This window comes from Kitasatospora sp. NPDC127060, from assembly GCF_042724935.1.
In the GTDB taxonomy this organism is placed as follows: domain Bacteria; phylum Actinomycetota; class Actinomycetes; order Streptomycetales; family Streptomycetaceae; genus Kitasatospora.
This window is the reverse complement of the sequence record NZ_JBHXEG010000057.1, coordinates 1-17,923: the sequence shown is the minus strand read 5'-3', so window position 1 is coordinate 17,923 and position 17,923 is coordinate 1. Positions and strand designations below refer to the sequence as shown.

Below are 17,923 nucleotides of genomic sequence, written 5' to 3'. Positions count from 1 at the left end.
CGGAACTTGCCGATGGCCCGACCGTAGAAGTGCCCGGTAGACAAGTGATCAACGCGCGATCACCAGCGCCCCGGCCCCCGGCGACGGCGCACGGATGGCTACTTCTGCCAGCCGATGGTCTCGGGCAGCGGGCTGTAGAAGATGGTGGCGCCGACGTTGGCGAGGCCCTTCCGGATGCCGTAGGTGGAGGGGCCGCTGTAGAGCGGCAGGAAGGCGTACTGCTGGAGGGCCTGCTGCTCGACCTTGTTGACGGCCGCGGTCTGCTGGCCGAGGTCGGCGGTCTGGCCGGTGGCGCGGATCTCCTGGTCGAGTTCGGGGGTGCCGGCTCCGGTGATGTTGGAGTCGCGGTCCGAGCAGTAGAAGTCGCACAGGTAGCGCGCGCCGAAGGGGTCCGTCGAGCGGTTGCCGGAGATGAACAGGTCGAAGCGGCGCTCGCTGAGCACCTTGGAGAAGTCGTTCTCGGAGACCTTGTTGACGCCCAGCTTCACGCCGACGGCCTTGAGCATCGCGGTGAAAGCCCCGGCGGTGGCCTTCTCGATGGGGTCGTCGCCGAGAAGGGTGTAGCCGAGTTCGAGCTGCTTGCCGTCCTTGGCGCGGATGCCGTCGGCCCCGGGCTTCCAGCCGGCCGCGTCCAGGGTCTTCCGGGCCTCCTGGGGGTCGTCCTTCAGAACGGCCGCGACGTTGTCCTGGTAGCCCTGCTGGAAGCTGTAGAGCACCGCGGAGCCGGGCAGCGGCTCGGTGTGGTCGAGGCCCTGGAACCGGATCTTCGCTATCTGCGCGCGGTCGATGCTCTCCTGCACCGCCTTGCGGACCTGTATGTCACCGAGGAGCGGGGACTTGGCGTTGAGGTACAGCGAGTACTCGAAGGGGCTGCCGCCGCTGCGGATCTCGGTGTCCTTGACCGCCTTCACCTGCTTGAGGTTCTCCGCGTCCACGGCGGAGGTGTAGTCCAGCTCGCCGTTCTTGAAGGCGTTGATCGAGGCGGCGCTCTCCAGGTTGACGTAGACGCGCTTGTCGAGCTTGCCCTTCCTGCCCCACCAGTTGGGGTTGCGCACGAAGGTGATGTTGCCCGAGTGGGCGTCCCAGGTGCCCACGGTGTACGGGCCGGTGCCCCACTCGGGGTGGGCCGTCTTCACGTACGCCTTGTGGAAGTTGTCGACGGTGGCGGCCTCGGGGTGCAGGAAGGTGGTGAACAGCGCAGACCAGGAGGCGTTGACGCCCTTGAAGGTGATGACCGCCTGCCTGTCGTCCGTGCCCCGGGTGACGGAGGTGATGCGGTCGTAGCCGTCGGTGGAGTTGGCCGCGTAGTCCTTGTTCGAACCGTTGTTGGCCTTCCAGGTGGCCTCGATAACCCGCCAGTCGATGGGGGTCCCGTCGTTGAAGACGGCCTTGGGGTTGAGGGTGATGACGACCTTCTGGTCACCGCCCTCGACGGAGACCTTCACGTCGCTGTAGTAGTCCGGGTTGTACTGCACCTCGCCGGTGGGCGAGTAGGTGATGGCGTCGGCGTTGTACCAGGACCAGATCCGCAGGGCGTTCAGGGTGCCGTTGACGTTGAAGGGGTTGCCCTGTTCGTCGAAGGTGCCCGCGGGGTGGGTGCACGACCGTGCGGCAGCCAGTCTGTGTGCGAGCGGACCCGTGGCGCCAGGGATCGAGGCATCTGGCCACGAAGACGAAACACCCCCGCAGCACAGGTTGTGCTCGCGTCACATTCCCGTCGAATTCGCAGGCCGGAGCGGTCTCCGGGGCCGCCGGGCGCGGTGGCCCGGCAGGCCGGGCGGGCGCGGCCGCCGACCGGCCGCATGACAGCGCGATGACGGACCGTGGAACAGCCGATCGACGGACCGGGTACACGACCCACCTCTCCGACGACAGTCACGTGACTGATGCCTGCCCGCCGCACCCGCCGACACGATGGTGCGACACCACGGGCCCAGCCGAACGCACGCACCCCACCGACCCGAGCAGGCTCCTGCCCCGGCGTCGGGTTCGAAAGGATCGACATGTTGAACGAGAGCACCGTCACGACGCTCTCCCGCCTCTGGGAGGAAGCCCTCGGCGAGCCCGTCACCGACATCGACGCCGATTTCTTCGACCTCGGCGGCGACTCGCTGATGGCGCTGACGATCGCGACCCGCGCGATCGACGCCGGCCTGCCCATGCCGCGCTCCGGGGTGCTCCGCCGGAGCACCATCCGGCAGCTCGCGGCGGCGGTGGAGCGGCCGGAACTCTTCGAACAGGACTGAGTCCGCTGTCCAGCACCCTCACCCGTCCACTCGACCTGCTGCGCGACCTCGTCCCCGAGCCCGGCGCGGCCCGCCCGATGGCCGCCCTGACGCTCGCGCAGTCGCTGGGCACCGGGCTCTTCCTCACCTCCAGCGCGATCTTCTTCACCCGGACCGCGGGATTCTCCACCGACCAACTGGCGTTCGCCCTGTCGGTCGCGGGCGTCTGCGGCTTCCTCTGCTCGATGCCGGCCGGGCGGATCGCCGACCGGTTCGGGGCACGCGTTCCACTGGCCGTCAGCTACGCGCTGCTCGGTCCGCTGTTCTTCGTCTACCCCTTCGTCGACGACGTGGCCGGGTTCACCGTCGTCGCGGCCCTGATCGGGGTCTGTGAGACGGGGGCCGGCGGCCCGCTGCGCGGGGCCCTGATCCACGCCCTGTTCGGCCGGGCCAAGGCCACCGGGGTACGCGCCCAGCTGCGCAGCCTCTTCAACCTCGGCTTCACCGGCGGGGCGGCCCTGGCGGGCCTGGCCCTGGCCGACGGCAGCCGGAGCGCGTTCGCCGCGGTCACCACGGCGAACGCGGTGCTGCAACTGGGCTGCGCCGTCATCGCCTTCCGGCTGCGGCCGCCGGCCGGGGCGGAGCCCGTACCGGCGAAGTCCGTACCAACCGAACCCGTACCAACCGAACCCGTACCGGCCGAACCCGTACCGGCGGCGCCCGCACGACGGTCCTGGGTCGCGATCAGGGACGGGCGCTTCCTGCTGGCGACCGGGCTCAGCGGTGTGCTGGAGTTCTACCTGCCGATCCTGACCGTGGGCATGCCGTTGTGGATAGCCCACCGGACCGGTGCCCCCGAGGCCCTGACGGCCGTTCTGGTCGCCCTGAACGCGGTCCTGGTGGTGCTCTTCCAGCGCGCCGCGAGCAAGGGCTCGGAGACGGTGCACGGCTCCGGTCGCCTGCTCGTGCGGGCGGGCGTGCTGCTGGCGGCGGCCTGTGGGCTGTTCGCGCTGTCCGGGGGCGGCGGAGCCGTGCGGGCCACGGTGTTCCTGGTGCCCGCACTGATCGCGCTCACCCTGGGCGAGCTGGCCCAGGCCTCGGGCAGCTGGGGACTGGCCTTCGCCCTGCCGCCGCCCGGCCGGATGGGCGAGTACCAGGGCGTGTTCGCCCTCGCGCGGGGCCTCCAGCAGTTCCTCGGCCCGGCCCTGGTCACCGTGCTCACGACGGGCCTCGGCGGCGCCGGCTGGCTGGTCCTGGGCGCGCTGTTCCTGGTCACCGGTCTCGTCGCCGGGCGGGCCTTCGTCCGAGACACCCAGGACGCCCGACACACCCGAGACACCTGAAGTCCCTGAACCATCCCAAGACACCTGAACGACCCGAGTCACCCGACACACCGGAGGAGCCACCCCGTGATCCGCAACAGCTACCCGTCGTTCCGGCAAGTACTGGCCGACAACCCCCTCACCAAGATCGCCGGTGCGCACTCCTCCCTGGGCGGCCGCATCGCCGAGCAGAGCGGCTTCCAGGCCGTGTGGGCGTCGAGCTTCGAGATCTCCGCGGCACGCTGCCTGCCCGACGCCAGCCTGCTGAGCATGACCGACTACCTGGAGGCGGCCGCCAACATCCAGAAGGCGCTCTCCGTACCGGTGGTCGCCGACTGCGACACCGGGTTCGGCAACAGCATGAACGTCGCCTACATGGTGGCCGAGTACGAGAGCGCCGGCATCACCGCCGTGAGCATCGAGGACAAGGTCTTCCCGAAGATGAACAGCTTCGCGGCCGCCGATCACACCCTGCTGGACGCGAACGCCTTCGCCCACAAGATCGAGACGGCGAAGAACGCCCAGCGGACCGACGACTTCTTCGTCATCGCCCGCACCGAGGCCATGATCAGCGGGCTCGGTGTCGACGAGGCCCTCAAGCGCTGCCACGCCTACGCCGACGCCGGCGCGGACGCGGTGCTCGTCCACTCGAAGCAGAAGACCAAGGACCAGGTCCTGGAGTTCCTCGGCCAGTGGGACGACCGGCTGCCCGTCGTCGTGGTGCCCACCACCTACCCCGACTGGCACGCCGACGACGCCCGGGCCGCCGGCGTCTCGGCCGTCATCTACGCGAACCAGGGGCTGCGCGCCACCATCACCTCGCTGCGCACCACCTTCGAGTCGATCTACGAGACCGGCCACACCGCCCACCTGGAGGACGGCATCTCCGGGGTCCAGGACGTCTTCGCCCTCCAGCGGCTCGACGAGTGGCAGCAGTTGGGCGTCTGACCGTCACCCACTCGTCCTTCATCTGACGCTCCGTCAGACTCCGAACCAGAAAGGGCCACAGTGTTGTTGCAAGACGCGGCCACGGTGCGCCGCCAGGCGGCGCGCGCCCGGGCGCTGGCGCTGACCACGGTCAGCACCGCCGGGACCGGCCACATCGGCGCGGACCTCTCCGCCATGGACATCCTCTGCGCGCTCCACTTCGGCGTGCTGCGCGGCGGCCCCGAGGAGGCGGACCGGGACCGGTTCATCCTCAGCAAGGCGCACGCGTCCGCGGCCATGTACAGCGTGCTGGCGCTCAAGGGGCTGCTCCCGGAGGCGGAGCTGGCGACCTTCGGCGGCCCGAACTCCCGTCTGAGCACCGTGGTTTCGACCCGGGTGCCGGGCATCGAGTTCAACACCGGCTCGCTCGGCCACGGTCTGTCCCTCGGCGTCGGCGCCGCGCTCGGCGCCCGCGTCCAGGGCTCCGCCCGGCGGACGTTCGTCCTGACCGGCGACGGTGAGCTCCAGGAGGGCAGCAACTGGGAGGCCGCCATGCTCGCGGCCTCCCGCGGGCTGGACAGCCTGGTCGCGGTGGTCGACCGCAACCTCGCCCAGAAGGGCGCCAGCACCGAGGACATCAACGCCCTGGAGCCGCTGGACGAGAAATGGCGCTCCTTCGGCTGGGAGGTGGTCACCGTCGACGGCCACGACGTCGACGCGCTGCTCGACGTGTTCCGCTCGGCGCCGCTCGTACCCGGCAGGCCGACCTGCGTCATCGCCGCCACCGTCAAGGGCAAGGGCGTGTCCTTCATGGAACGCAACCTGGAGTGGCACAGCCGCCAGATCACCCCGGACCTCCTCCAGCGGGCGCTGAAGGAGCTTGAGGAGGCCTCCCGTGCCTGACTGCGCCACCGCGTTCTCCGCCGCCCTGCTCGAACTGGCGCGTACGGACGAGCGGATCTGCATCGTCAACAACGACTCCGCCGAGACCCACTCCGCGCTCGGCTTCCAGGCCGAGTTCCCCGACCGCTTCGTCGACGTCGGCATCGCCGAGCAGAACCTGGTGGGCGTCTCGATCGGCCTGGCCAACAGCGGCCTGCGCCCGTTCGTCTACTCCGCCTCCTGCTTCATGGCCTCCCGGGCCCTGGAGCAGATCAAGAACGCCGCCTACACCGGCTCGAACGTGGTCTTCTGCGGCTTCGTCAGCGGTCTCGCCTACGGCGCGCTCGGCGGCACCCACCACGCCGTCGAGGACCTGGCCTGGATGCGCGCCATCCCGCGGCTGAAGGTGCTCGCACCGGCGACGCCGCGCGACACCGTCGCCGCACTCCACGAGGCCCTCGCCCACGACGGCCCGGTCTACCTCCGGATCGTCAGCAAGCTGGACACCCCCGAACTGTTCCCGGCCGACCACGTCTTCGGCCGCAGCGGATCGGCCCAGCTGCGCGACGGCGCCGACGTCACCCTGATCGGCACCGGTCTGCTCACCACCCGGCTCGCGGAAGCCGCCCGCCTCCTCGCCGAGGACGGCGTGGACGCCCGGGTGCTGCACCTGGGCTCCGTCGAGCCGATCGACGCCGAGGCCGTCGCCAGGGCGGCCCGCGAGACGGGCCGGCTGGTGGTCGCCGAGGACCACGTGGTCAACGGCGGGCTCGGCGGGGCGGTCGCCGAGGTCGTCGTGCGCACCACCCCGGTGCCCGTGCTGCAGATCGGCGTGCCGCAGGTGTTCGCCCCCATCGGCCCCGCCGAGTTCCTCTACGAGCGGTTCGGGCTGACGGCGCCGCAGCTGGCCCGGCGGGTTCGGGAGTGGTTGGCATGACCGTGCGCGTGGCCGACTACGTGGCCTCCTACCTGAGTTCGCTGGGCGTCCGGACCTGCTACAGCCTGTCCGGCACCGGCTCCATCCACCTCGACGACGCCTTCGCCCGGCAGCCCGGGCTGCTCTCCGTCTGCGCCCGGCACGAGACCGCCGCCGCGCTGATGGCCACCGGCGCCGCCAAGCTCACCGGCAACCTCGGGGTCGCCCTGGTCACCAGCGGCCCCGGCGCGGTGAACGCGCTCGCCGGGCTGGTCGACGCCTACGCCGACGGCGTGCCCGTCCTGGTCGTCTCCGGCCAGGTCGAGACCCGGCACATCGACGAGGACGCCCGGTCGTTCGGCGTCCAGGGCTTCGCGGTGGTGAAGAGCGCCCGCAGCCTGACCAAGTACGCCGCGGTGGTGGAGCACCCGTCCGACATCCGGGCGCACCTGGACCGGGCGGTCCGGGAGGCGCTCTCCGGTCGGCCCGGCCCGGTCTGGCTGGACATCCCGCTCGACGTGCAGGCCGCCGAGATCGACCCGGCGACCCTGGGCGGGGCGCCGTCCGCCGAGGGCGAGCCGAGGGGCGCGGGCGCCCGGCAGGCCGCCCGGCAGATCATGGCGATGCTGCGCAGCGCCGAACGGCCGCTGGTCGTCGCGGGCCAGGGCATCCGCCAGGGCGCGGCCGAGGAGCAGTTCCGGACGCTGATCGAGCGCCTGCGGCTGCCGGTGGTCGCCTCCCGACTGGGCAACGACCTGCTGCCGTACGACTCCCCGCTCTGGTTCGGCCAGGGCGGCATCCGGGGGCGGCTCTACCCGAACCTGATCATGGCCCAGGCGGATCTGGTCCTCTCCCTGGGATCCAGCCTGTCGACCGCGTTCGTCGGCGAGGACGCGGACGGCTTCGACCCGGACGCGACGGTCGTCGCGGTCGACATCGACCCGTCCCAGCTGAAGAAGAAGGGCGTGCGCGTCGACTTCCCGGTGTGCGTGGACGTGCGCGACCTGCTGGACGCGCTGCTCATCGAGTCCGCGGAGTCGACCGGGCCGGTCGGCGGCGAACGCTGGCTGGCCACCTGCGCCGAGCTGAAGGCGGCGCACCCCACGATCACCGGCGGCGAGCCGCGCGACCCCCTCGACTCGTACCGCTTCGTCGAGCGGCTGGACGCCCACACCGGCCCCGGCCACGTCTTCGTGGTCGACACCGGCAGCGCCTACTACGTGACCGGCCAGACGCTGGAGTTCGCCGCCTCGCAGCGCGAGATCACCTCCGCGGCCTTCCTCAACATGGGCGCCGCGGTGCCGATGGCGGTCGGCGCGGCGTTCAGCCGGCCCGACTGCCAGGTGCTGGTCCTGGTGGGCGACGGCGCCATCGAGCTGAACATCCAGGAGCTGGCGACCATCCGCCAGTACGGCCTGGACGTCAAGGTGTTCGTGCTGAACAACGGCGGCTACGCCTCGATCCGGGAGTCCCAGGAGGCGCTGTGCGAGGGCCCCGCGCTGGCGGAGCCGGAGACGCTGAACTTCCGCGACGTGGCGACAGCCTTCGGCCTGCCGTACCGCAGGCTGGAGCGCGCCGCCTCGCTCGACGCCGACCTCGCCGGGCTGCTGGCGCACCCGGGCCCCGAACTCGTCGAGGTGATGTGCGACCCGGAGCAGCTGCTGCTGCGCCCGCTGCGGGCCGACGGCGGCGCCCGGGCCCACGACGGCGCCTCGCTGCGACCGGTGGGGGAGCTCAACCATGCGTGAGTCGATGCCGGTCTCCTGGAACCAGCGGCACCGCCTGGGCCAGACCCTGGAGGACGCCGGGCGCGGGGTCTTCAACCCCCACCACGCCACCCTCCCCCTGGCGTTCACCGGCCCGCTGGACCTGTCCGCCCTCAACCGGGCCTGGCACGCCCTGCAGCGGCGCCACCCGGTGCTGCTGAGCGGCTTCGACCTGGACGCCCTGGTGTGGCACATCGGCCTGGCCGATCCGGTGGACATCGAGCGGCTGCCCACCGCCGGGAGCGCGGACGCCGACCTGGCGGCACTGCGGGCGGCCTGCGCGGCCCCCTTCGACCTGGAGCGGGGCCCGATGGCCCGGCTGCTGGTGGTGCGCCGCCCCGACCAGGAGACCCACCTCGCCCTCGTCATCGAGCACCTGGTCAGCGACGGCTGGTCGCTCAACGTCCTGATGCGCGACCTGTCGGCGCTCTACGCCGTCGAGCGCGACGGATCGGGCCTCGAACTGCCGCCCGTGCTGCTGAGCCACCCCGACTTCGTCCGGCGGCAGAACCGGCTGACGGACTCCCCCGAGGGCCGGCAGGCCCTGGACCGGCTGGCGGCCGGGCTGAGCGGGGTCGGGGCGATCCCGGCGATGCCGATCTCCGGCTTCAGCGGAGCGTCCGCCGTCCGCTACGAGGAGAAGGACGGTTTCAGCCGCCGACTGCCGATCGACGTCTGCCGGCGCCTGGACACGGTGGCCAGGCCGCTGCGGATGACCGCGCTGAACCTGATGCACGCCGCGCTGCACCGCGCGCTGTTCGACCTCTCCGGCAGCGCGTCGGTGGCCACCACGCTCTCCACCGCCAACCGGGAGCTACCCGAACTGCACCAGACCACCGGCTGGTTGGCGAGCAAGGCCGTCCTGATCAGCGAGCCGGGGAGCCGGCCCGACCCGGCGGACTACCTGCGGCACTTCCGCCGCCGGATGCTCGACACCCTGGACCACGCCCACCTGCCCTGGCCCGCCCTGATCCACCGGATGGACCCGGACGCCGTGGGCCGGCAGTCCCGCGTCCCGTACGTCACCTTCAACGCCCGCCCGCTCGGCATGCGCAGGACGGTGGGCACCGTCGGAATGCCCGGGGTGGAGGCCCGGCCGCTGCCGATCGCGGTGGGCTGGCACGACGCCTCGATCGCCACCTTCTGGGTCGAGGACGAGGACGGCGTGACGGCCACCGTCAACTTCAAGACCGACTGGTACGCGCGGGCGGACGTCGAGGCCCTCTGGGACGGCGTCGACACCCTGCTGCGCACCTGGTCCGCCTGAAACCCGAAGACACCCCCCACCGCAGAGAGGATCCACCATGATGCACGTCTCGACCATGCGCGACTCCACCCTGGTGACGCAGCGCGAGCGCGACTGGACACCGCTCACCGAGGAACAGTTCGAGAGCTACGAGCGGGACGGCTACATCCACCTCAAGGGCGTCTTCGACGCCGACGAGGTGGCCCGCGGCCTGGAGATCATCGACCAGGTGGTCGCCGAGGGCGCCCCGACGATCGAGAACCACGCGAGCTTCACCGACCGCAGCCACACCGTCCGGGTCCGTGACGCGGTCAGCCGCACCGCGGGGATGGACTACTTCCTCGACCACCCCAAGCTGGTCGGGCCGCTGATGTCCGTGCTGAACGGCAGCGTCCAGATCCTGGGAACGGAGATCTTCGTCCGCTCCCTCCAGCAGGAGGCCCTGGAGTACTGGCACACCGACGGCGGCGAGTACCTCCAGCGGATCCAGCTGACCCCGGGCAGCCCCGGCCTCCAGGTCAAGGCGCAGGTCTTCCTCACCGACGTCACCGAGCCCGACAGCGGCAACTTCCTGCTGATCCCCGGCAGCCACCGCAAGGTGCCCACCACCACCAACGCGCTCTGCTACATGGAGGAGTTGGACGAGCCGCTGCGCCGCGGCGTGCTGCCGGACGAGGCCGTCGACGTCCGGGCCGCGCCGGGCGACGTGCTGCTCTTCCCGTACTCGCTGTGGCACGCGGTGGCGCCCAACACCCGGCAGGAGCGGAAGACGTTCATCCTCCGCTACGGCCAGCTGTGGCACCGCCCGCACGACTACTTCAACCAGCCCCGCGAGGTCCTGGAGCGCATGTCGCCCCGACTCCGCCGGATGTTCGGCGACTTCGGCGACGCCGCGCACCCCACCGACTTCTACAAGCCGGTCGACCAGGGCGACGTGATGGCCACCGGAGGCAGCTATGGGCAGCGCTGACCCCCTGGTCGGCGCCCGCAGCCTGACCGACCTGTTCGCCGGGTCGGTCAGGCTGCGGGGCGGGGCCGCCGCCCTGCGCGAGAGCGGCCGGGAGACCAGCTACGCGGAGCTCGACGAGGCCTCGGACGCCGTCGCCGCACTGCTCGCCGACGCCGGGGTGGGCCCGGGCGACCTGGTGGGCGTGCTCCTGGAGCGCTCCCACCGGGTGCCCGGCTGGATCCTCGGTGTGCTCAAGGCGGGCGCGGCCTACGTCCCGCTCGACCCGACGTACCCCCGCGAACGACTGCACTACATGGCCGCCGACGCCCAGTTGAAGACCCTGGTCGGTGACCCGGGGCAGGCCGCCGCCTGCGGGCTGGACGGCGTCGAGGTCATCGACCCCCGCCGGCCCGCGCCCGGCGCCCCGCCCGCCGTCACGCCCGGGCCGCAGGACCCGGCCTACGTGATCTACACCTCCGGCTCCACCGGGCAGCCCAAGGGCTGCGTGGTCACCCACGCCAACGTGCTGGCGCTGCTGGAGGCCACCCTGCCGCTGTTCGACCTCGGTCCGCAGGACCGCTGGACGCTCTTCCACTCCTTCAGCTTCGACTTCTCCGTCTGGGAGCTGTGGGGGGCGCTTACCACCGGCGGCACCGCCGTGGTGGTGCCCGCCGCGGCGGCCCGCGCGACCGAGGACTTCCTGCGGCTGCTGGCCGACGAGGGCGTCACGGTGCTCAACCAGGTGCCGTCGGTCTTCCGCTTCCTGGCCCGGGAGTACGCCGACTCCGGCGCGCCCGAACTCGCCCTGCGCTACGTGGTCTTCGGCGGCGAGAACGTCGACCTGGACGTGGTCCGGGCGTACACCGAGGCCGCCGGGGCGCGGGCGCCGGAGTTCGTCAACATGTACGGCGTCACCGAGACGACGGTGTTCACCACCGCCCGGGCACTCACCCCCGAGGACCTCGCCGGCGCCGTGCGCTCCCCCATCGGGGTCCCGCTCCCCCACCTGACGGTCCGGCTCCTCGACGGCGGCCTCGCCCCGGTGCCGGCCGGCGAACCCGGCGAGATGTGGGTGGCCGGCACCGGGGTGACGGCGGGCTACCTGCACCGGGCCGAACTCACCGCCGACCGCTTCCGTTCCTTCGACGGGGCCCGCTGGTACCGCACCGGCGACCTCGCCCGCCAACTGCCGGACGGCACCCTGGAGTACCTGGGCCGCAACGACCAGCAGGTCAAGATCCGCGGGCACCGGGTGGAGCTGGCCGAGGTGGAGGAGGCCCTGCGGGCCGACCCGGCCGTCCACGACGCGGCCGCCACCGTGACGTACGACGCCGACGGCACCGCCGCGCTGGTGACCCTGGTGGTCCCGGTCGGCGGCGGCGCATTCAGCGTCGCCGCACTGCGCCGCCACGCCCGCGCCACTGTGCCCGCCTACCTGGTGCCCAACCGCTACCTGCGGGTGGACACGCTGCCGCTGACCCCGTCCGGAAAGCTGGACCGGCGCGCCGTCCAGGAACTGGCCGAAGCCGGCGGCGCCCCGCCGCCCGCGCCCGCCACCGCGCGCACCCGGGTGCTGGTGGTGGACCCGATCCACGAGAGCGCCCTGGCGGAACTGCGCCGCGACCACGACGTCCACGTCGAACTCCGGCCCGATCCGGAGCGCCTGCGGCAACTGGTCGAGGACGCCGAGGTCATCGTGGTGCGCAGCGGGGTCCGCATCGACGCGGACGTCATCCGGGCGGCGCCCCGGCTGAGGGTGGTGGCCCGGGCCGGCTCCGGGGTCGACAACATCGACCTCGACGCCGCCGGTGCCGCCGGGGTGGCCGTGTTCAACGTGCCCGGTGTCTCCGCGCCGGCCGTCGCCGAACTGGCGCTGGGGCTGATGCTGTCGACCGCCCGGCACCTCGTCCTGGCCGACCGCCAGGTGCGGGCCGGGGTCTGGAACAAGGCCGCCCTCGCGGGCATCGAACTCGGCGGGCGGACCCTCGGACTGGTGGGCCTGGGCCGGATCGGCTCGCGGCTGGCCCGGCTGGCGCAGGGCATCGGGATGCGGGTGGTCGCCACCGTCGACCGGGACACCCCCGAACGCCGGGCGCAGCTGCGCGAACGGGGCATCGAGACCGCGGGCCTGGACGACCTGCTGGCCACCGCCGACGTGGTGTGCCTGGCCGTCCCGCTCACCGACCGTACCCACCACCTGATCGACGACCGCGCGCTGCGGGCCATGAAGCGCTCGGCGCTGCTGGTCAACGTCTCGCGCGGGCCGGTGGTCGACGAGGAGGCGCTCTACCGGGCACTCACCGACGGCGCGATCGCGGGCGCCGCACTCGACGTGGTGGCCGAGGAGGGCGCCCCGGGCCGGCTCGCCGAGTTGGACAACGTCGTGATCACGCCGCACATCGGCGCGATGTCGGCGGACTCCCAGGAACGCATCGGCCGGATCCTGCTCGACTCGCTGCACGAGGTGCTGGCCGGACGCCGGGTGGCCACCTCGTGCCGATGAACAGTGCCGTGCTCACGGAGTACGGGCGGATCGAGTACCGCAGCGGTCCGCTGCCCGCCGCCGGGGCGGCGGACCTGCTGGTCCGGGTGCTCGCCACCGGGGTGTGCGGGTCGGACCTCGCCACCTACCGGGGCGCGCACCCCTACAAGACCGCACCGGTCGTGCTCGGTCACGAGCTGTGCGGCGTCGTGGAGCGGGCGGCGGGCGGCTTCGCCGTCGGCGACCTGGTCTGCGCGGCGGCCTACGCTCACTGCGGGAGCTGCGACCGGTGCGACCGGGGGCTCACCAACCTCTGCCGGGGCAAGCGGAACCTGTGCCACCTGGGGTGGCAGGGGTCCTTCGCGGAGTACGTGACGCTCCGGCCGAGCATGACCTTCGCGCTGCCCCCGGGCCTCGATCCGGAGCTCGGCGCGCTCGTCGAACCGCTCTCCATCGGCCTGCACGCCGTCCGGCTGGCCGGCCCGGCGGCGGGGCGCACGCTGCGGGTCATCGGCTCCGGCAACATCGGTCTGGCCTGCCTGATCGCGGCCCGCCGGCTCGGCTACGCCCGGATCACCTGCACCGACCTCGGCGGGGAGAAGGGTGAACGCGCCCTGGCCCTCGGCGCGGACGCGTACGCCGACGTGCTCGCCCCGACCGCCCCGACCGACCCGACCGACCAGACCGCCCCGACCGACCAGACCGACCAGACCGACCAGACCGACCAGACGGCCGAGGCGGACGTCGTCGTGGTAGCCGCCGGCCACCCCGGCGCGCTCGACGAGGCGATGGAGGCCGTACGGGCCGGCGGCACCGTGATCGTGGTCAGCTTCTTCGACGGCCCGGTGCCGCTGGCGGCCAACGCCCTGGTCGGCCGGGAGGTGACCGTCATCGGCTCCTCCCTGTCGACGGCCGCGGACTTCCGCACCGTGATCTCCTGGCTGGCCGCCGGGGAGATCGACCCCCGCCCGATGGTCACGCACCGCTTCGCGCTGGCCGACGCCGCCGAGGCGATGCGTCTGATGGCCGAGGGCAGGGCCACCACCGGCAAGATCATCCTTACTCCCCGAGGTGACACATGACGCTCCACATCGGCATCGTGGGAGGCACCGGCCACGCCGGCGGCGAACTCGCCCGGCTGCTGCTCAACCACCCCGGCGTCGGCTCGATCACGCCCACCGCCCGGGGCGGCGAGGAGTTCGACCGGGTCCACCCCAATCTGCTCGGCTGCGGGCTGGACTTCGTCGAGGTGGACGAACTCCGGCGCCGCGCCGACGACCTCGACGTGGTGTTCTTCTGCACCCCGTCGGGCGAGGCGATGCGCTCGGCCGCCTTCTTCCTCGGCCACGGGGTGAAGGTCATCGACGTCAGCGCCGACTTCCGCTTCCGCGACCCGCGGCGCTACGCCGAGGTCTACGGCGCCCCGCACGCCGCCCCCCAACTGCTCGACGAAGCCGTCTACGGGGTGACCGAACTCCACCGCGAACAGATCGCCGGAGCCCGACTGGTGGCCAACCCCGGCTGCTACGCCGTCACCACCGTGCTCGGCCTGGCCCCGCTGCTGCGCAGCGGCCTCGCCGACCTCGACCTGCCCGTCCACCTCGCCGCCGTCAACGGCACCACCGGCGCCGGGAACAAGCCGCGCACCGAGATCATGCACGCCGAGGCGTTCGGCACCATGCTCCCGTACAGCCTCGACGGGCACCGCCACGCCCCGGAGCTGGAGGAGCACCTCGCGCCCCTGGCCGAAAGGGAGTTGTGCGTCGACATGACCACGGCGCACGGCAACTTCGCCCGGGGCATCCACATCCAGGCGAGCCTGGCCGTCCGCCGGCAGGAACGCACCCGCCTCGACCGGGCCGCCCTGCTGGACCTCTACGAGCGCTTCTACGCCGACGAGTTCTTCGTCCGGGTCAACAGCGCCCCGAGGAAGGCCGGGCTCAACGCCAAGGAGTACGGCCTCTATCCGCGGCTCACGGACGTCACCGGCTCCAACTTCTGCCACCTCGGCGTGGACTACGACGCCGCCCGGGGCTTCGTCCGGGTGGTCGCGGTGACCGACAACCTGGTCAAGGGCGCGGCCGGGTCCGCGATCCAGAACATGAACGTGATGTCCGGTCTCGACGAGCGGACCGGCCTGTGCCAGTACGGGCTGTGAGCACACTGCGGCGGCTGCGCGACCACACCGTCACGCCCGGCGAACGCTGGGTCTACTCCGCCGGGTTCAACGTCGGCCCCGCGCTGACCGACACCGGCCGGATCGACACCGAGCTGGGTGACCTGCGCGCCCTGGCCGCGGCGGGCGCCCGGGTCGCGCTGCTCAGCCACCAGGGCAGGGCCGAGGACGGCACCGCCCGGCACCTGGACCACCTGGCCGACTACCTCGGCCGGCGCCTGGGCCGGGAGGTCCGCTACCTGCCGGAGTGCTCGTCACCGCGGGCCCGGCGCTGGGCGGCGGACCTGCGCGACGGGGAGATCGCCCTGTTCGGCAACGTCCGGCTGGAGCCGGGCGAGGAACGCGGTGACCGCGAACTGGCCGCCGCGCTGGCCCGGTTGGGCGACCGGGTTGCGGTCGGCGGCTTCTCCAAGGCGCACCGCCGGCACGCCTCCAACGTCGGCATCCTCGACTTCCTCCCCGGGTACGCGGCCACCAGCCTCCTCGACGAGACCGCGCTGCTGGAGCCGTGGGCGGGCGCCGGCGGGGCGGCGGGCTCGGTGGCCGTGCTGGGCGGAGTCAAGCCGGAGAAGACGGTGGTGGGGCTGGAGAGCCTGACCCGCGCGTACGACGTGGTGATCCCCGGCGGCGTGGTGCTCAACGCCCTGCTGGCGGCCGCCGGTCACGCCGTCGGCTGCTCCGAGCTGGGCACCGACGCCGAGCGCTGCGCCGCCGTGGCCCGCACCGTGCTCGGCCGCCGCCACCGGGCCCGCATCCACCTGCCCCGGACGGTCCTGATCGCCGGCCCGCGGGGCGCCACCCGGACGGTGGCGGTCGAGGCGGGCGTCCCGGACGGCTGGGCCATCGTCGACTTCGACCTCGCACCGTGGGCGGTGGACGCGGTGCGGCGGGCCGGCCGGGTCCTGGTGGCCGGCACCCCCGGCCGGTACGCCGAGGGGAACCACCGGGCCGCGGCGGCGGTGCTCGGCGCCCGGGCACCCGGCGACCCGCACACCCTGCTGCTCGGTGGCGACACCGTCGCCGAGCTGCCCTGGACCGGCCCCCGCTCCACCGGCGGCGGCTCCGCCCTGCACTACCTCGCCGACGGCAGCTGCGCCGTCCTGGAGGCCTTGGAAGAGAACCGGAAGAAGGGAATCGGTGACCGTGCGGCTTGAACTGCCCGTCCCCACCCACGTGGTCTTCGGCAGCGGCGCCCTGGACCAGGTCGGCACGCTCACGGCCCGCTGGGGCGGGCACGCGCTGATCGTGTGCGGGCGCACCGCGATGCGCCGCCACGGCTTCCTGGACCGGGCGGTGGATTCGCTGCGCCGGGCGGGCCTGTCCGTGACGGTCTTCGACAAGGTCGGCGCCAACCCCCGGTCCGACGAGATCGACGAGGCCCTCGCGCTGGCCGGGTCGCGCTCCTGCGACGTCGTGATCGGCCTCGGCGGCGGCAGCGCCATCGACGCGGCCAAGGCCGTGGCGGTGGCGGTGGCCGGCCCGTACGGCACGGTGCGCGACATCATCGGCGAGACGCTCGCCCCCTCGCCGTCGGCCCTGCCGGTCATCGCCGTGCCGACCACGGCCGGCAGCGGGTCGGAGGTCACCAAGGGCGCCATCGTCACCGACGTGGTCCGGGGCTTCAAGTCCGGCATCCGGGGCGAGGACGTCTTCCCCAAGGTCGCCGTCGTGGACCCGGACCTCACCGCGCCGCTCCCGGTCGCGGTCGCCGTCGAGACCGCCTTCGACGCGCTCGCCCACGCGATCGAGGGCCAGGTGGCGGTCCGCGCGACCGAGGAGAGCCGGTCCCACGCGCGGCAGGCGATCGCGCTGATCGCCGAGCACCTGCCGCTGGTCGCCGCCGGGCGCACCGGCCCGCGCACCCGGGAGGCGATGGCCCGCGCCGCCCTGCTCGGCGGCGTCAACGTCGCCTGCGCCAGCACCTGCCTGCCGCACCGCCTCCAGCAGGCGATGGGCGCGGTCCGGCGGGTGGACGTACCGCACGGCCGGGGCCTGGCCCTGCTCTACCCGGCCTGGCTGCGCGTCGTCCGGCCGCACGCCGAAGCGGGACTCGCCGAGGTCGCCGAGTCCCTGGGCCACCGGGACATCCACCGGGCCGTCGCCGCCGTGCTGGACACCGCGGGGCTGGCGACCGGCCTGGAGGACTGGGGGTTCACCGTGCGCGACATCGACGCCTTCGTCGACGGCATCAGCGGGAACCTCGACAACGACCCCACCCCGGGCATCGACACCGACCTCATCCGGCACCTCTACGCGGACTCCTTCCGCCGGCCGTGAGCCCGGTCGGCCACCTCCGTCAGGCGACCGCGACCGGCTCCACCGGCACCGCCGAGGGCGCCGCCAGGGACGCCAGCCGCCGCCGGCTGGCCCGGCGCTGAAGGGCGGCGAGACCGGTGCCGGCCGCGCCGAGGGTGAGCCAGCCGGCCGGGCCGGCGGCCATCACCACGCCGGTGAGCAGCATCGGGCCGACGGACTTCTGCACGGACTGGGACATTCCGGCGACCCCCAGGTAGGAGGCCCGGGCGCGCGGCGGGGCGAGGCTGACCGCCAGCTCCCAGGAGCTGACCGAGCGCATCAGTTCGGCAAGGGTGACCAGCGCCGCGGCGGCCAGCAGGGCGAGCGAGGCGGTCAGCGGTCCGCCGCCGGTGGAGAGCGCGATCAGCAGGCAGCTCGCGAGCAGGGCGACGCCGTACCAGCCGACCGCCCTGATCGCGCCGCCCGGGCGCTCGGCCCAGTTGGAGACCCGGAGTTGGAGCAGCACCACCAGCACGGTGTTGAGGGTGAGGAAGGCCGGGACGACGGCGTGCGGCGCGGCGGTGTGGTGGATCAGCCAGAGCGGGAGGCCGACGTTGAGGACGGAGTCGTCCAGGCACATCGGCAGGTCCAGCAGGACGAACAGCAGGTAGCCGCGGTCCCGCCAGGGGCTCGGCGGGGGGCCCCCCCGCCGGGCGGGGCGGCCCGGGGGCGCCCCCGGCCCCCGGCCCCCGGCCCCCCCCGGGGGGCCCCCCCCGCCGCCGTACCGGTGCGACAGT

The 17,923-nt window shown here is 73.0% G+C and carries 14 protein-coding genes and 1 pseudogene; 13 read left to right on the top strand and 2 right to left on the bottom strand.

The features are described from left to right. Positions 1 to 98 precede the first annotated feature (98 nt). On the bottom strand, positions 99 to 1,475 hold the full coding sequence (locus ACFWIS_RS27265) for an ABC transporter family substrate-binding protein (protein WP_380462435.1): 1,377 nt from the start codon (positions 1,473 to 1,475) through the stop codon (positions 99 to 101). Between the two features lie 528 nt (positions 1,476 to 2,003). Here ACFWIS_RS27265 and ACFWIS_RS27260 point away from each other — a divergent pair. From ACFWIS_RS27260 to ACFWIS_RS27200, 13 genes are all read left to right on the top strand, one after another. Further along, entirely contained in the window at positions 2,004 to 2,246 is a 243-nt protein-coding gene (locus tag ACFWIS_RS27260) for a phosphopantetheine-binding protein (RefSeq protein WP_380462434.1), read from the top strand. A 77-nt stretch (positions 2,247 to 2,323) separates the two neighbouring features. Continuing rightward, positions 2,324 to 3,568: an MFS transporter gene (locus ACFWIS_RS27255; RefSeq protein ID WP_380462433.1), complete on the top strand. Its 1,245-nt coding sequence runs from the start codon at positions 2,324 to 2,326 to the stop codon at positions 3,566 to 3,568. Positions 3,569 to 3,634: 66 nt separating this feature from the next. Then, positions 3,635 to 4,495 carry an isocitrate lyase/phosphoenolpyruvate mutase family protein gene (locus tag ACFWIS_RS27250; RefSeq protein ID WP_380462432.1) on the top strand — a complete coding sequence of 287 codons (861 nt, stop codon included), beginning with the start codon at positions 3,635 to 3,637 and terminating at the stop codon, positions 4,493 to 4,495. Positions 4,496 to 4,555: 60 nt separating this feature from the next. Beyond that, positions 4,556 to 5,377 (top strand): transketolase, encoded by an 822-nt coding sequence (locus ACFWIS_RS27245; RefSeq protein WP_380462431.1) that lies wholly within the window; start codon positions 4,556 to 4,558, stop codon positions 5,375 to 5,377. Next, a complete protein-coding gene (locus tag ACFWIS_RS27240) occupies positions 5,370 to 6,293 on the top strand; it encodes a transketolase family protein (RefSeq protein ID WP_380462430.1) in 924 nt (307 codons plus the stop codon). The genes ACFWIS_RS27245 and ACFWIS_RS27240 overlap by 8 nt, the downstream gene beginning before the upstream one ends. Next, positions 6,290 to 8,020, top strand: coding sequence for a thiamine pyrophosphate-binding protein (locus ACFWIS_RS27235; protein ID WP_380462429.1), 1,731 nt, complete (start codon positions 6,290 to 6,292; stop codon positions 8,018 to 8,020). The genes ACFWIS_RS27240 and ACFWIS_RS27235 overlap by 4 nt, the downstream gene beginning before the upstream one ends. Continuing rightward, positions 8,013 to 9,305, top strand: a complete 1,293-nt coding sequence (locus ACFWIS_RS27230) for a condensation domain-containing protein (RefSeq protein ID WP_380462428.1) — start codon at positions 8,013 to 8,015, stop codon at positions 9,303 to 9,305. Before ACFWIS_RS27235 ends, ACFWIS_RS27230 begins: the two co-directional genes overlap by 8 nt. 37 nt (positions 9,306 to 9,342) lie before the next feature. After that, entirely contained in the window at positions 9,343 to 10,254 is a 912-nt protein-coding gene (locus ACFWIS_RS27225; RefSeq protein ID WP_380462427.1) for a phytanoyl-CoA dioxygenase family protein, read from the top strand. Next, on the top strand, positions 10,241 to 12,736 hold the full coding sequence (locus tag ACFWIS_RS27220) for an amino acid adenylation domain-containing protein (RefSeq protein WP_380462426.1): 2,496 nt from the start codon (positions 10,241 to 10,243) through the stop codon (positions 12,734 to 12,736). Before ACFWIS_RS27225 ends, ACFWIS_RS27220 begins: the two co-directional genes overlap by 14 nt. After that, positions 12,733 to 13,797 carry a zinc-binding dehydrogenase gene (locus ACFWIS_RS27215; RefSeq protein ID WP_380462425.1) on the top strand — a complete coding sequence of 355 codons (1,065 nt, stop codon included), beginning with the start codon at positions 12,733 to 12,735 and terminating at the stop codon, positions 13,795 to 13,797. The genes ACFWIS_RS27220 and ACFWIS_RS27215 overlap by 4 nt, the downstream gene beginning before the upstream one ends. Beyond that, entirely contained in the window at positions 13,794 to 14,873 is a 1,080-nt protein-coding gene (gene argC / locus ACFWIS_RS27210; RefSeq protein ID WP_380462424.1) for an N-acetyl-gamma-glutamyl-phosphate reductase, read from the top strand. The genes ACFWIS_RS27215 and argC overlap by 4 nt, the downstream gene beginning before the upstream one ends. Beyond that, complete coding sequence (pgk, locus tag ACFWIS_RS27205) at positions 14,870 to 16,045, top strand: phosphoglycerate kinase (protein ID WP_380462423.1); 1,176 nt, start codon at positions 14,870 to 14,872, stop codon at positions 16,043 to 16,045. The genes argC and pgk overlap by 4 nt, the downstream gene beginning before the upstream one ends. Further along, positions 16,029 to 17,168, top strand: a complete 1,140-nt coding sequence (locus ACFWIS_RS27200) for an iron-containing alcohol dehydrogenase (protein ID WP_380462422.1) — start codon at positions 16,029 to 16,031, stop codon at positions 17,166 to 17,168. Before pgk ends, ACFWIS_RS27200 begins: the two co-directional genes overlap by 17 nt. A gap of 19 nt (positions 17,169 to 17,187) precedes the next feature. On the opposite strand, the pseudogene ACFWIS_RS27195 reads toward ACFWIS_RS27200, so the two are convergent. Next, positions 17,188 to 17,923, bottom strand: a pseudogene (locus ACFWIS_RS27195) (MFS transporter); the annotation flags it as partial.

Bases quoted from the DNA above. Each gene is read 5' to 3' on its own strand.
- ACFWIS_RS27225 (WP_380462427.1), top strand. From the start codon at position 9,343: ATGATGCACGTCTCGACCATGCGCGACTCCACCCTGGTGACGCAGCGC.
- ACFWIS_RS27235 (WP_380462429.1), top strand. From the start codon at position 6,290: ATGACCGTGCGCGTGGCCGACTACGTGGCCTCCTACCTGAGTTCGCTG.
- ACFWIS_RS27220 (WP_380462426.1), top strand. From the start codon at position 10,241: ATGGGCAGCGCTGACCCCCTGGTCGGCGCCCGCAGCCTGACCGACCTG.
- ACFWIS_RS27215 (WP_380462425.1), top strand. From the start codon at position 12,733: ATGAACAGTGCCGTGCTCACGGAGTACGGGCGGATCGAGTACCGCAGC.
- ACFWIS_RS27230 (WP_380462428.1), top strand. From the start codon at position 8,013: ATGCGTGAGTCGATGCCGGTCTCCTGGAACCAGCGGCACCGCCTGGGC.
- ACFWIS_RS27260 (WP_380462434.1), top strand. From the start codon at position 2,004: ATGTTGAACGAGAGCACCGTCACGACGCTCTCCCGCCTCTGGGAGGAA.
- argC (WP_380462424.1), top strand. From the start codon at position 13,794: ATGACGCTCCACATCGGCATCGTGGGAGGCACCGGCCACGCCGGCGGC.
- ACFWIS_RS27255 (WP_380462433.1), top strand. From the start codon at position 2,324: ATGGCCGCCCTGACGCTCGCGCAGTCGCTGGGCACCGGGCTCTTCCTC.